Origin of the sequence: Bifidobacterium eulemuris (genome assembly GCF_014898155.1) — a bacterium.
GTDB lineage: Bacteria > Actinomycetota > Actinomycetes > Actinomycetales > Bifidobacteriaceae > Bifidobacterium > Bifidobacterium eulemuris.
This window is the reverse complement of sequence record NZ_CP062938.1, coordinates 2682552-2694828: the sequence shown is the minus strand read 5'-3', so window position 1 is coordinate 2694828 and position 12277 is coordinate 2682552. Positions and strand designations below refer to the sequence as shown.

Genomic DNA, 12277 nt, shown 5'->3' with positions numbered 1-12277 from the left:
CGATATAGTTATCTCGATTCGAGGTATTCCATAGGGTTTCCGATTTCCGACCAAGGAGCGTGTCCATGACCACCACCGACAGCGCCATCATCGACGAACGTCCGCTACTCGGATGGCGGCACAGCGCATGGTGGACCTATCTGATCATGCTGGTCGCCTCAGCGGTGGCGCTGGGCGCCTCGTTCGTGCTGGCGGCCGAAACCCTGCAGTTGGCGCGACACCCCGAGGCCTCGTTGGGCTGCGACGTCAACAGCGTGGTCTCCTGCTCCGCAGTCGCGCAATCCTGGCAGGCGGAGATCGTCAAATTCGGCGGATTGAGCTATCCGAACGCCTTCTTCGGCATCGCCGCCGAATCGGTGTTCGTCACCGTCGCGGTGATCGGCATGGCGAAGGTCGCGGTGCCGCGCTGGTTCGCCGCCTGCACCTGGTTCGGCGGACTCGCCGCCTTGGCCTACGCCTACTGGCTGTTCTCGCAGTCGATGTTCGTGATCCAGGCCCTATGCCCGTGGTGCCTGACCTTGATGTTCTCGACCACCATCCAGTTCATGGCGTTAAGCCACGCCACCGTGGCGGTGCGCGGACTGCCCGCCAAGGCCGCCGGTCTGCGCAAGTACTACCGTCTGGGCATCGATCTGATGATCGACGTGTTGTGGGTGGTGGCGTTGGCCGCGCTGATCATCGTCGTGGAGGGACCGGCGCTGTTCGCCTGATCCGCCCCTAACGCAGCGCGATATCACCCACCAGCGTGGCCGATCCGGTAAGCGCCACATTCGCATCGGTCACGTCGACGCGCAGGATGCCGCCACGCACGGTGATATCCCAGTGGTCGACGCCGGTAAGCGCGCGCAGGGTGATCGCTGTGGCGCACAGACCGGTGCCGCAGGACAGCGTCTCGCCGCAACCCCGCTCATGCACGCGCATGGTGGCCTTGCCCTCGTGCGCGTCGGCGTTCACGGCGTCAATGCGCACGAACTCCACGTTCTGGTCGCTTTCGAGCACCGGCGAGACCCGCGGTTTGACCGTCAGATCCAGATCATCCACATCCGGCAGCGTGGAGTCCAACAGGTCGGCACGGGGAAGGTCGGCCAGCGCGCCGATGGCACACGACCCCACGTCCACACCGGTCACCGCCACCACATGGGGGTTGCCCATATCCACGAAAGTGCCGCGGGCCGAGCCGGACGCACCCGCGACGGCGACCTCATACGCGCCCAGTTCGCCGATACGCCACGCGCCCATATCCACATGCAGCACATCGCGCCCATACGGTTCCACATCACCCAAAGAGTCAAGCGTCTTCACTCCGGCGCGCGTACCCAAACGGAAAGGCTCGCCGCTGTCCGCAAGTCCGCGGTCCATCGCGAACAGGGTGATGGCGCGCGTGCCGTTGCCGCACATCTCGGCCAGCGAGCCGTCGGCATTGCGGTAGTCCATGAACCAAACGGCCCCGCCCGTCTCGCATGCCGCGCGTTGCGCCTCGTCGAGATCCGACACCGCCCGGGGATGGGCCAGGCGGATCAATCCGTCGCCGCCGATACCGCGATGGCGGTCGCATAGGAAGCGCACCTCGTCCGCGGTCGGTTCGAACTCGCCGGTCGGATCGGCATAGACGACGAAGTCGTTACCGGTGGCGTGGGCTTTGGTCACATGCTGAGGAATGGTCATACGCCCCAGCATACCCGCCACCATGCCGGCGCACCCGCACGCGACGGTGTAGTCTGGAGACGTTTGGCAAGGAGGTTGCGATGGCTTCGACGGCGCCGATCGGCGTATTCGATTCGGGATTGGGCGGCATCTCCGTGGCACGCGAGCTGCGCCGCGAACTGCCACATGAGCGTGTGCTCTATTTCGGTGATTCCGCCAACGCCCCGTACGGCACCAAAACACCGGACCAGGTGCGCGAATTAAGCTTCGCCATCGTGGAACGGTTCGTGCGGCAGGGAGCCAAAGCCGTGGTCATCGCCTGCAACACCGCCACCTCCGCCTCAGTCAACGAGCTGCGCGAGCACTACGACATCCCCATCATCGGCATGGAGCCCGCGCTGAAGGTCGCCTGCGACCGCGGCCAAGGCCGCCGTCAGCGTGTGATCGTCGCCGCCACTCCCCTGACGCTGGGCGAACGCAAATTCGCCGCACTGATGGCGCGGTTCACCGCCGACCATACGATTTTCCCCGAACCCTGCCCCGATCTGGTCGATATCGTGGAATCCGGCAGACTGGACGACCGTGACGCGGTGATGAGCACGCTGCACCATTATTTCGACCGTTACGATCTGGCCTCCATCGACTCGGTGGTGCTGGGATGCACGCATTTCGTGTTCTACCGCGACTATTTTCGCGAGCTGCTGCCCGATTCCGCCGCGATCATCGACGGCAACGCGGGCACTGTGCGGCATCTGTCGGTGGTGTTGGAATCCTTGGGGCACCTCGCGCCCGAATCACAGACCGGTTCGGTCGAGCTCGCCAACTCCGATCCTTCCGAGCGTATCGCCACGTTGGCGAGATCACTGCTGGATGCCGCCTAAGCCACGGCTTTCCAACCGATTGCGCTCTTAGACAAGCCGATACGGGTTTGTCCGCGATACGCGCGTAATCTCGATACCAAGTCGCAAAGAAAGGGGACGTCATGGCCAAGGGTACCGCGTTAATCGATGTGGGAGGCGGATTCCGCGCGATTTTCGGATGCGGGGTCATGGATCGGCTGATGGAGGCCGGCATCGACTTCGACCACTGCTACGGGGTGTCCGCGGGAGCGGCCAATATGACCTCCTATATCGCGCATCAGCCCGGGCGCAACCACAAGTTCTACACGGAATACGCCTTCCGCAAGGAGTACGCGAGCGTGAACAGTTTCGTGAAGAACCACAACTTCGCGAACCTCGACTACATCTACGGCACGCTGAGCAATCATGACGGCGAATATCCCGTGGATTACGAGGCGTTCGCGGCGAATCCGAGCCGGTTTACGGTGGTGGCGTGCAATGCCGAAGACGGTTCGACCATGTATTTCGACAAATCCCGCATACGCTACGACGATTTCGACGTGGTCAAAGCCTCGTCGGCCGTTCCGGTGGCCTGCGAGCCGTATGTGATCGACGGCGTGCCGTATTTCGACGGCGGCATCGCCGACCCGGTTCCGGTGCAAAAGGCGTTGGATGACGGCTATGAGCGCGTGGTGGTGATTCTCTCGCGCTTAAGGGACGAAATCCGCGAGCAGAAGAAGGACCTCGCCCCGGCGAAGGTGTTGGAGCGCTTCTATCCGGCCGCGGCCGAAAAGCTGCGCGACCGCTACCGCACCTACAACGACGAAGTGGCTCTGGCCAAGGAGTACGAGAAGGACGGCCGCGTGCTGATCCTCGCACCCGAGGACCTCTACGGACTAAGCACCCTGAGTAAAAGCTACGAGGGGCTGGAGCGCATGTACCGCGCCGGTTACGCGGCCGCCGAGGCCGTCGAGGGGTTCCTGAACTCGTAAACAAACGCGCCCTCCGCACTGAGACCCAGGCGGAGGGCGCGAGAAAACGGGCTGTTTTCGTTACTTGACGAAGCCGGGCTCGCTGGTCGAATTGGCGGTGAGCATGGCCTTGGTGATCTGCTCGTAGAGATCCTGGTAGCCGCCGGGCGTGGAGGCCGGCAGCACCACGGTTTTGGCGTTGTTCGACTCGGATAGCGAGCGCATCACGTCGAGATACTGGTTGAACAGCACCACGTTGTTCACATCGGTGATGTTCATGCCCACGGCCTGCAGGCTTTTGATCTGGTCGACGATGCCGTTGGCGATCTCGCGGCGGTAATTGGCCTGGCCCTCACCTTGCAGGCGGGTTTTCTCCGCCTCGGCGGCGGCCTGCGTCTCGATCTGGATACGCTGGGCCTCGGCGCGCTGGCGGGTGGCCTCCTTCTCGCGCTGCGCGGCGTTGATGGAGTCCATCGCGTTCTTGACCTGCTGGCTGGGGTCGATGGTGGTGATCAGGGTTTTCACCACGGTGAAGCCGAAGCGCGACATCTCCTGTCCGACGGTTTTCTGCACGTCGGAGGCCACGTCGTCCTTGCGGGCGAAGGCGTCGTCGAGGGTGAGCGCCGGAATGGCGGAGCGCAGCGCGTCCTCCATATAGGAGCGCAGCTGGCCGGCCGGATCGCGCAGCTCGTAGTACGCGGTGGCCACGTTCTGCGCGTTGACGCGGAACTGCGTGGACGCCACGACGGTGACGAACACGTTGTCGAGCGTTTTGGTCTCCAACTGCACGTTGAGTTGGTTGACGCGCATATTCGTCTTCATCGCGATGCGGTCCACGAACGGAATCCGAACATGGATGCCCGCGAACTGCACCTTATGCAGTTTGCCGAAGCGTTCGATGATGTACGCCTGCTGCTGCGGCACGATGAAAATCGCCGCGAACAGCAGCACCACAATCAGCGCCAGCAGCACAACACCTATCAGCATCGTCACTCCTACCATTCCCACTGTCATTGACATAACCGTTCCCTCCACGAGGTGCCGCGGCAACCATTGCCGCGACACCTCCCATCCTATCAACGTCCCATCAGACCAGATCTCCGCCGTCATCACATGTGTACAGGTCTTCGGCCGCCAGCATCGCCGTCACAACCGTCCGGGCGTCCGCTCCCGGCACCGCGCGGTCGAAGGAGCTGCGCGGGCCGGCGACGAACTCGGCGACCATGTCCAGATCACCGCCGCCCTCGGCGCACAACCGTACCGCGCGGGTCCCCGGTGCCGGCCGGCGCGGCCATAGGAATTACCTTGACGCCGCTATCGGCAGTTCGTATACCGCGCACCGCGATGGCTCCCCCTCTTTTCGATAAAGTGACCTGCGTAGGCGCCGACACCCGCCAACGGGCGCAGCCGCCATCCACACACCAACCACTGGAAGGGGCACATATCATGACCGAAACCACAGTGATCCAAGCGGATCCCTATGTGCAGCAATGGAACATCTGGCATACGCAGCGAGTCGAGGAACTGACCGCGCCGCACGGATATCTGGCACCAGCATCCATCAACTGGGTGGCCAACGGCGAGACCAAAACCATCGACGGCGTGCCCGGCACCTGGAGCGCCGAGAACGACACGTTGATCTACACGCCCGGGCAGGACGGGCGCGTCACCAATGCGGGCGAGCCTCTGGACGAACCGATCGCATTCACGCCCACGGCCTTCGGTGAGCAGGCGCTGGGATATGTGGAGTACGGCGACCTGCGTTTGGAGATCAACTCCCAGACCGATGCCATCAAACGCAACACCCACCGGTTCTGGATCCGCGTCAAGGACCCGAACACGGACCGCCGCCGCGATTTCACCGCGATCCCCCACTACCCCGTCGATCCGAAGTGGCGTTTCGCCGCCACGTTCCGCAGGGCAACCGAGGACGAGCAGGACATCCACGACTCCGTGGTCACCACGGTGCTGCAATCGTATCCGGTGGTCGGATTCGTGGAGTTCGACCATAACGGCGAGCATTATTCGCTGGTGGTGTCCAATGTGTTCGGCCATGCGAGCATCTTCTTCTCCGATGAGACCACCGGAAAAGAGACCTACGGAATCGGCCGCGTGCTGCAGCTCGACGCTTTGGGGATCGACTCGCTCGACTCCATCGATTTCAACTACGCCTACAACTATCCCTGCGCGTTCTCTCCGTACTGCACCTGCCCGATCCCCTCGAAGCGCAACCATCTGCCTTTCGCCGTGACCGCGGGCGAACGGACACCGTTGGAGGCCCAATACTGATTCGCGCCGATCCGGCGACACCTCCGACGACATGCGAAGAGGCGGAGATCCGATACGGGTCCCCGCCTCTTGTCTTGCGCCGATCGCAATCGGCCGACCACCGTCAGTAGTCGAACACCGGCACCACGGCGCCTTGGTAGTTGTTCTCGATCGCCTCGGCCACGGCCTTCGTATGGTAGGCGTCCACGATCGTGCGGTAGGTCTCATCGTCCTTGTTCTCGGTACGGGCGACGATCACGTTGACGTACGGCTTGAAGCTCTCGTTGTCCGAGTCCACCGGCGCCTGGTAGATGGCGTCGTCCACGCTCATGCCCGCATCGATGATGAAGTTCGTGTTGGTGATGCCGCCGGCGTAATCGGGCAGCGTGTTCACGATGCTGGCGGGATCGGTCAGCACCACCTCGACGCCGCTGGGATTGGACGCGATGTCGTCCACCGTCGGGTTCTCCTTGGTGTTGTCCTCAAGGGTGATCAGTCCGGCGGCGTCCAGCACTTTGAGCGCGCGGCCGGTGTTGGTCGCGTTGTTCGGGATGGCGATCTGGTCTCCCGGCTGGAAATCCGCGACATCGTCGTATTTGTCGGAGTACAGGTTGAGCGGTGAGATGTAGGTCTCGCCGATCACCGAAAGCTCATACCCTTTCTGTTCGATCTCCTGGTTCAGGAACGCGTAGTGCTGGAAGGCCGTGAGATCCAGCTCGCCGTTCGCCTGCGCCTGATTGGCGTAGATGCCGTCCTGAAATGTCTTGAGTTCCAGCGTGATGCCGGCCCCTTCATCGTCCAGCTGCTGCTGCACGGCCTGCCAGATCGCATCGTCGGAGTTGCCGACCACGCCGACGGTGATGGTCCTCCCGCCGGCCGCCTGCGCGCGCTGGTAGACGCCGACCGCGACGATCACGGCGATGACGGCCAGAACCGCGACCAGCACCGTTATGAGATTCCTTTTGGCTTTCGCCTTGCTTGTGGTTGCCATTGATAATCCCCTCTCCATAGTGGTTGTGTTTGTTGGTGGTATGCCCAAGGTCCCGCACCCATCCGTCCGATGACGGTGCAGACGCGCGCGGGCAAGGGTTGGTTTTCAGTGCTCGGTCAGCAGCACCAGCTGCCTGCCGACGAATTCGATCACACCGATGAGCAGCACGAGTACGATGATGGTGGCGTAGGTGGCGTCGAGCATGTAGCGCTGGTAGCCGTAGCGGATGGCGAAGTCGCCTAATCCTCCGCCTCCCACGATGCCGACGATCGCGGTTAGACCGATCAGACTGACCAAGGCGATCACGCTGACTCGGATGATCGAGGGCACCGCCTCACGCAAGTACACGCGCAGCACGATTCTGCCGACGCTCATGCCCATCGATTCGGCCGCCTCGATCAGCCCCGCGTCCACTGAGGCGAGCGCGGACTGTATCTGCCGGGTGAAGAACGGCGTGATGCCGACGATCAGCGGAAAGATCGCGCCCCGCGTGCCGATGGCGGTGCCGACCAGCGCGCGCGTGACCGGCACCAGCGCGGCGGCGAGGATGATGAACGGGATGGAACGGAACAGGTTGATCAGTTTGTCCACGATATTGAACGCCACGGCGTTAGGTGTGAGCCCGTCTTTACGCGTGAGGGTGAGCAGCACGGCGAACAGCACGGCGAACACGAACGAGACGGCTCCCGTCACGCCGACCATGATCAGCGTCTGTACAAAGCTGTCGAAGAATTCCGGCAGACGGCTCGCCACGTTGGGAAACCATTGGGTCAAAATGTTCATTGTTGCAAAACCTCGATTCCGATATTGCGGTCCTTGAGATAGCCGATGGCCGCCTTGGTGCGCGCGGCGTCCCCTCTGAGCACGACGACCAGACCGCCCAGCGGAGCGTCGTCGATCACATCGATATCGCCGAAGATGATGTTGACGTCGATGTCGAATATGCGGGAGATTCCGGAGACCAACGCCTGCGAGACCTCCTTGGAGACGTAGCGCATGCGCAGCAGCGTCTCGTTCTCATCCAGCCTGACCAGCGACGAGCCTTCCTCGATAAGGTCGTTGATCTTGTCGAGATTCGAGGTGGTCGCCACGAACGATCGGGTCAGCGGCGCCTTCGGATTGACGAAGATGTCGAACACCTTGCCCCTCTCGACGATGGTGCCCTGATCGATGACGGCCACTTTGTTGCACACCTGTTTGATCACCGACATCTGGTGGGTGATGATGATCACCGTCAGTCCCAAGGTGTCGTGCAGCCGGCGCAGCAGCTTGAGGATGGATTTGGTGGTGTTGGGGTCGAGCGCGCTGGTCGCCTCATCGCTGAGCAGAATGCTGGGATTGTTGGCGAGCGCTCGTGCGATCGCCACACGTTGCTTCTGTCCGCCGGACAGCTCGCTCGGATAGGCGTCGGCCTTGTCCCGCAAATCGACGAGGTCGAGAAGCTCCTCCACGCGCGCGGCACGGGCGGCCTTATCGGCCCCGGTGTCGAGCAGCGGCAGTTCGACGTTGCCGGCGACCGTACGCGAGGGCATGAGATTGAAGGACTGGAAAATCATGCCGATGTCGCGGCGCAGCGCGCGCAGTTCTTTGGTGGACAGCTCGCCCACTTCCTCGCCCAGCACGACGAGACTGCCCTCGTCGTACTTCTCCAGTCCGTTGATGCAACGCACCAGCGTGCTTTTACCCGCCCCGGACAGGCCGATGATGCCGTAGATGTCGCCTTTGTCGACGGTCAGGTCGATGTCATGCAAGGCGGTTTTATCGCCGTCCTCGCCGTGGTAGGTCTTCTTCAGTCCCTTGATCGCCACCACTGGCTCGGGCGGCGTGAAAGATGTCGGTTCGCTCATGGGTCGTTCCGTGTTCCTTGATGGATGGATGATGGTATGGGTCGGGTTCAGTAGGCGCGCTCGAGCACGGCGACGACGTCCTGGCGGCTCAGCGGCGAATAGTTGCCCACGGTGGTCTCACCCGCATGGGTGAGCTGGTCGGCGATGTGTCCGATCGCCTCGCGAGGAACTCCGATCTGCCTGAGACTCACCGGCAGACGGAGGGTTTTGAAAAAGTCCTCCAGTTCGTCGGCAAGCACGTTGGCCGCTTCGCGCGGCGTCAGATCATAGGGGTCGGCGCCGAACACCCGCACGGCCAGCTGGGCGTACCGCTCGGGACGACGCTCGGCGACATGTCGGATGATGGACGGCAGGATCGCGCAGATGCCCTCGCCATGGATCACGTCGAATTCGCCGCCGAGCTCATGCTCGACGCGGTGCGTGGTCCAGTCGTTCTCGCTGCCGGTGGCCAGCCAGCAATGGTTGAACATGGTGGCCGACAGCCAGTGCAGTTCGGCGCGCACAGCCGAATCCTGCGGATCGCGCGCGAAGCGGCGTCCGGCCGCAAGGGCCGCTTTGAATCCGCCCTCCAACAGTCGGTCGGCCGCCTCGATATGCGGCTTGGCGGTGAAATACGGTTCCAGGAATCCGACGGCGAGATCGGCCACGGCCGCCGCCTGATAGCGGTACGGCGCAGTGCGCGAGTATTCGGGATCCACGATGGCGAAGCTTGGAATGAGTATGCGGTTCTCCAAGGCGCGTTTGTCCTGCCCCTGCTGGAGCACGGCGCAGTCGGAAACCTCCGATCCGGATCCCGGAATCGTGCTTACCACGCCCACAGTCAGGGTTTCCGTCGGTTCGGCGGTGCCGTCGAACAGATCCCACACGTCTCCCGCGTACGGCACGCCCACCCCAACGGCCTTGGCCGTATCGAACGCGCTCGCCCCGCCCACGGCGAGCACCACGTCCACCTGATGCTCCCTCGCCTGCGCCACAAGCCCGCGCACCAGTTCGATGCGCGGATTGGGCACCACATCGCCGTTTTCGATCAGCGTGGCGCCGATGGACCGCACCGTCTCGACGATATGGTCACGGATGCCCAGGTCGAACACGTAGTCGCCGCTGTACACCAGCAGCACCGAGGTGGCCCGGCGCTCGCGCAGCAGGGCCTCGAGATTGGATAATGCGCCGGCACCGAAGACCAGCTTGGATTGAGAGTGGTATTCAAAAGTCATATCCCAGAAGCTACACGCTTCGTCCACGGCCTATGACGGCGTGGCTATATGGGTTGCTTATGGGCGGTTCAAGTTCGCAGCACGCGCGAGGACGTCGGCCACGCGGCGAACGGCCTCGTCCAACTCACCATCCGACTTCAATAGGCTGAAACGCACATAATCGGCCCCGACCGAACCGAAGCACGAACCCGGCAGTACGGCGACATGCGCGCGTTTCAGCACGAGGTCGGCGAATCCCACACCGTCGTAACCGGCCGGTGTGCGGGCCCATACGTAGATGCCGCCCTGCGAGTCGAACACATCGAGTCCGGCATCGTGCAACCCCCGCGATACGATTCCGCGGCGGCGGGCATAACGTTCCGCCAGCTCGTCCACGCAGCGTTGGTCGCTGTTCAGCGCCGCGGCGCCGGCGTCCTGCACGATGCTCGAAATCATCGATCCCATCTGATAGTGGTACCGCTTGAAATGCGCGACGATATCGTCATTGCCTGCGACGAAACCGGCCCGCCATCCCGCCATCGCATACATTTTCGACAGCGAGCACACCTCCACCGCCACATCGAACGCGCCCGGCACCGCGAGAATGCTGGACTGCTGACCATGGACGCCGAGTCCCGCGTAGGCGAAATCCTGAACGATCACGAAACGATGCCGCCTGGCCAGATCCACCGCATGCCTCAGAAAATCCCGCGGAGCCTGCGCGCCGGTGGGATTGTTGGGATAGTTGAGCACCAGCACCTTGACGCGCTCCCACACTTTCTGGGGAACCGCGTCCAGATCGGGCAGGAAACCCCGATCCGCCAATGCCGGCAGCAGCACCTCCTCGGCTCCCGCCATCACCGACATGCAGTGATACGACGGGTAATACGGATCGACGAACGCGACGGCATCCCCCGGATCGACGAGGATGGAGAACAGCCCGGCCAGACCATCGACCGCCCCCTCCACCGCGAATAGTTGGCTGCGACAGTCAAGGGGGACGTCATGCACGCGGGCGTACCAGCCGGCGGCGGCCTCCAGGAACGCCGGCTTGCCGTCGAACGGCGTGTACCGCGCATTCGCCGGGTCGTCGGCGGCTTTTTTCGCCTCCTCGCGGATGAACTCGGCCGGATACGCGTCCGGATTGCCTTTCGCCAGATCGATCACATCATGACCTTCGGCGATGGCGGCGGCGACCTTGCGATCCATATCGGCGAAAACGTTCGACGGAATCGAACGGGCCACTGCGGAGAACCTGACGGGAGAATCGTATCGCATCGTTTGCCTTCCTTCCCGTTCATTGTGTTTTTCGATGTCAACGTATCCGTTCCTGGAACGGCGCGGGCCGGCGTGGCTATATGGATTAGTTATGAGGGGTTCGCACAAACGGTTGCCGGCCGACGTTTCGTGCGACTTTTCCGCACAGGAACGCACATGGACCTCACATAGCAAAATGGCGTGATTCCAAGGAATCACGCCATTTCATGTGCGTTTCGACCCGCTATCAGGGTCGCACGGGAGCCCTCGGGGACGAGGCCCGTGCGAGGGGCTCCAATCAGACCTGCCCGCCCTCCACGACGATGTCGTCGGGATCCACGTCGTCGCCGTAAACCGGCTGGAGAGTCTCCTCGTAATCGTTGTGGAAGAAGTTCTCGTCGGCGAGCGCGGCGATCTCATCGTTGATGAAGTCGAGCAGCTCGGTATTGCCCTTCTGCACGGCGGGCGCGATGGTGTCCACGTCGCCCAGGCTGGTCACGCCCACGGTGAAGCCCTCGTTGGACTTGGCCCAGGCGAGCACCTCGGTGTTGTCGGTGGAGAAGGCGTCGCCGCGGCCGTCGAGCAGCGCGTTGTAGGCGTCGGCGTACTGGTCGTACTTCTGCAGGGTCACGTTCGGATAGTTCTCCTCGAAGTAGGTTTCGGCGGTGGTGCCCTTGACCACGATCAGGGTTTTGCCGTCCAGCTCGCTCACGTCCGAGATCACGGCGGATTCGGGCGAGACGATGCCGAGCGAGACCTTCATGTACGGATCGGCGAAGTCGACCTTTTCGGCGCGCTCGTCGGTGACGGTGAAGTTGGCGAGCACCACGTCGACCTTGTTGGAGGTCAGCACGTCCACACGGGCGGCGGCGTCCACGGAGGTGTATTCGGGTTCGACGCCGAGGTCTTCGGCGAGACGCTCGGCGAACACCACGTCGTAGCCGGCGTAGTCGCCATTGGCGTCCACATAGCCGAACGGCGCCTTGTCGGAGAACACGGCGACCTTGAGCACGCCGGACTCCTTGATCTCGTCAAGCGTGCGCGCGGTCGCGGAGGTCGTGGCCGTGGCGTCGTCGGAGGCGCTGTCGCTCGGCGTGCCGGCGGAGGGACCGCAGGCGGCGAGCGAGCCCGCCATGATCAGCGCCGCCGAGGCGGCGAGCAGGGTTTTGAATGGTTTTGTCAACGATGCGTTCATGGCATCTCTTTCTCTTGGGTGTGGTTGTTGCAGGGTAGGTCGGTATGCGACAAGTAGCGCTTGGGGTGTCGC

Annotated in this window: 13 protein-coding genes; 4 read left to right on the top strand and 9 right to left on the bottom strand. The window is 62.9% G+C overall.

Annotation, left to right across the window (positions count from 1 at the left end):
- Positions 1-65: 65 nt before the first annotated feature.
- The gene (locus BE0216_RS10940) at positions 66-710 is read left to right on the top strand and encodes a vitamin K epoxide reductase family protein (RefSeq protein ID WP_094636986.1); all 645 of its coding nucleotides are present in this window, start codon (positions 66-68) and stop codon (positions 708-710) included.
- Between the two features lie 7 nt (positions 711-717).
- On the opposite strand, the gene dapF is transcribed toward BE0216_RS10940, so the two are convergent.
- Positions 718-1665, bottom strand: coding sequence for a diaminopimelate epimerase (gene dapF / locus BE0216_RS10935; protein WP_094637172.1), 948 nt, complete (start codon positions 1663-1665; stop codon positions 718-720).
- A gap of 80 nt (positions 1666-1745) precedes the next feature.
- Between dapF and murI the strand changes: the two genes are divergently transcribed.
- Both murI and BE0216_RS10925 read left to right on the top strand, forming a co-directional pair.
- Positions 1746-2525, top strand: coding sequence for a glutamate racemase (murI, locus tag BE0216_RS10930; RefSeq protein ID WP_094636985.1), 780 nt, complete (start codon positions 1746-1748; stop codon positions 2523-2525).
- A gap of 101 nt (positions 2526-2626) precedes the next feature.
- Positions 2627-3475, top strand: a complete 849-nt coding sequence (locus BE0216_RS10925; protein WP_094636984.1) for a patatin-like phospholipase family protein — start codon at positions 2627-2629, stop codon at positions 3473-3475.
- 60 nt (positions 3476-3535) lie between these two features.
- Here the strand turns inward: BE0216_RS10925 and BE0216_RS10920 are convergent, their stop codons facing one another.
- Positions 3536-4474, bottom strand: coding sequence for an SPFH domain-containing protein (locus BE0216_RS10920; protein ID WP_094636983.1), 939 nt, complete (start codon positions 4472-4474; stop codon positions 3536-3538).
- A 67-nt stretch (positions 4475-4541) separates the two neighbouring features.
- Positions 4542-4679 carry a hypothetical protein gene (locus BE0216_RS10915; protein WP_158217220.1) on the bottom strand — a complete coding sequence of 46 codons (138 nt, stop codon included), beginning with the start codon at positions 4677-4679 and terminating at the stop codon, positions 4542-4544.
- Between the two features lie 221 nt (positions 4680-4900).
- Between BE0216_RS10915 and BE0216_RS10910 the strand changes: the two genes are divergently transcribed.
- A complete protein-coding gene (locus BE0216_RS10910) occupies positions 4901-5743 on the top strand; it encodes a DUF1684 domain-containing protein (protein WP_158217219.1) in 843 nt (280 codons plus the stop codon).
- Between the two features lie 103 nt (positions 5744-5846).
- On the opposite strand, the gene BE0216_RS10905 is transcribed toward BE0216_RS10910, so the two are convergent.
- The 6 genes from BE0216_RS10905 to BE0216_RS10880 all read right to left on the bottom strand — a co-directional run bounded on the left by BE0216_RS10905 (position 5847) and on the right by BE0216_RS10880 (position 12205).
- Positions 5847-6713 (bottom strand): MetQ/NlpA family ABC transporter substrate-binding protein, encoded by an 867-nt coding sequence (locus BE0216_RS10905; protein WP_094636981.1) that lies wholly within the window; start codon positions 6711-6713, stop codon positions 5847-5849.
- Between the two features lie 105 nt (positions 6714-6818).
- On the bottom strand, positions 6819-7496 hold the full coding sequence (locus BE0216_RS10900; RefSeq protein WP_094636980.1) for a methionine ABC transporter permease: 678 nt from the start codon (positions 7494-7496) through the stop codon (positions 6819-6821).
- Positions 7493-8560: a methionine ABC transporter ATP-binding protein gene (locus BE0216_RS10895; protein ID WP_094636979.1), complete on the bottom strand. Its 1068-nt coding sequence runs from the start codon at positions 8558-8560 to the stop codon at positions 7493-7495. The genes BE0216_RS10900 and BE0216_RS10895 overlap by 4 nt, the downstream gene beginning before the upstream one ends.
- 47 nt (positions 8561-8607) lie before the next feature.
- A complete protein-coding gene (locus BE0216_RS10890) occupies positions 8608-9774 on the bottom strand; it encodes an iron-containing alcohol dehydrogenase (protein ID WP_094636978.1) in 1167 nt (388 codons plus the stop codon).
- 57 nt (positions 9775-9831) lie between these two features.
- Entirely contained in the window at positions 9832-11031 is a 1200-nt protein-coding gene (locus tag BE0216_RS10885) for a pyridoxal phosphate-dependent aminotransferase (protein ID WP_094636977.1), read from the bottom strand.
- Positions 11032-11308: 277 nt separating this feature from the next.
- Positions 11309-12205: a cysteine ABC transporter substrate-binding protein gene (locus BE0216_RS10880; RefSeq protein WP_094636976.1), complete on the bottom strand. Its 897-nt coding sequence runs from the start codon at positions 12203-12205 to the stop codon at positions 11309-11311.
- Between the last annotated feature and the right edge of the window lie 72 nt (positions 12206-12277).

Excerpts from the sequence above, each read along its gene's own strand:
- BE0216_RS10940 (WP_094636986.1), top strand. The coding sequence starts at position 66 with ATGACCACCACCGACAGCGCCATCATCGACGAACGTCCGCTACTCGGA.
- dapF (WP_094637172.1), bottom strand. The coding sequence starts at position 1,665 with ATGACCATTCCTCAGCATGTGACCAAAGCCCACGCCACCGGTAACGAC.
- murI (WP_094636985.1), top strand. The coding sequence starts at position 1,746 with ATGGCTTCGACGGCGCCGATCGGCGTATTCGATTCGGGATTGGGCGGC.
- BE0216_RS10925 (WP_094636984.1), top strand. The coding sequence starts at position 2,627 with ATGGCCAAGGGTACCGCGTTAATCGATGTGGGAGGCGGATTCCGCGCG.
- BE0216_RS10920 (WP_094636983.1), bottom strand. The coding sequence starts at position 4,474 with ATGTCAATGACAGTGGGAATGGTAGGAGTGACGATGCTGATAGGTGTT.
- BE0216_RS10915 (WP_158217220.1), bottom strand. The coding sequence starts at position 4,679 with ATGGTCGCCGAGTTCGTCGCCGGCCCGCGCAGCTCCTTCGACCGCGCG.
- BE0216_RS10910 (WP_158217219.1), top strand. The coding sequence starts at position 4,901 with ATGACCGAAACCACAGTGATCCAAGCGGATCCCTATGTGCAGCAATGG.
- BE0216_RS10905 (WP_094636981.1), bottom strand. The coding sequence starts at position 6,713 with ATGGCAACCACAAGCAAGGCGAAAGCCAAAAGGAATCTCATAACGGTG.
- BE0216_RS10900 (WP_094636980.1), bottom strand. The coding sequence starts at position 7,496 with ATGAACATTTTGACCCAATGGTTTCCCAACGTGGCGAGCCGTCTGCCG.
- BE0216_RS10895 (WP_094636979.1), bottom strand. The coding sequence starts at position 8,560 with ATGAGCGAACCGACATCTTTCACGCCGCCCGAGCCAGTGGTGGCGATC.
- BE0216_RS10890 (WP_094636978.1), bottom strand. The coding sequence starts at position 9,774 with ATGACTTTTGAATACCACTCTCAATCCAAGCTGGTCTTCGGTGCCGGC.
- BE0216_RS10885 (WP_094636977.1), bottom strand. The coding sequence starts at position 11,031 with ATGCGATACGATTCTCCCGTCAGGTTCTCCGCAGTGGCCCGTTCGATT.
- BE0216_RS10880 (WP_094636976.1), bottom strand. The coding sequence starts at position 12,205 with ATGAACGCATCGTTGACAAAACCATTCAAAACCCTGCTCGCCGCCTCG.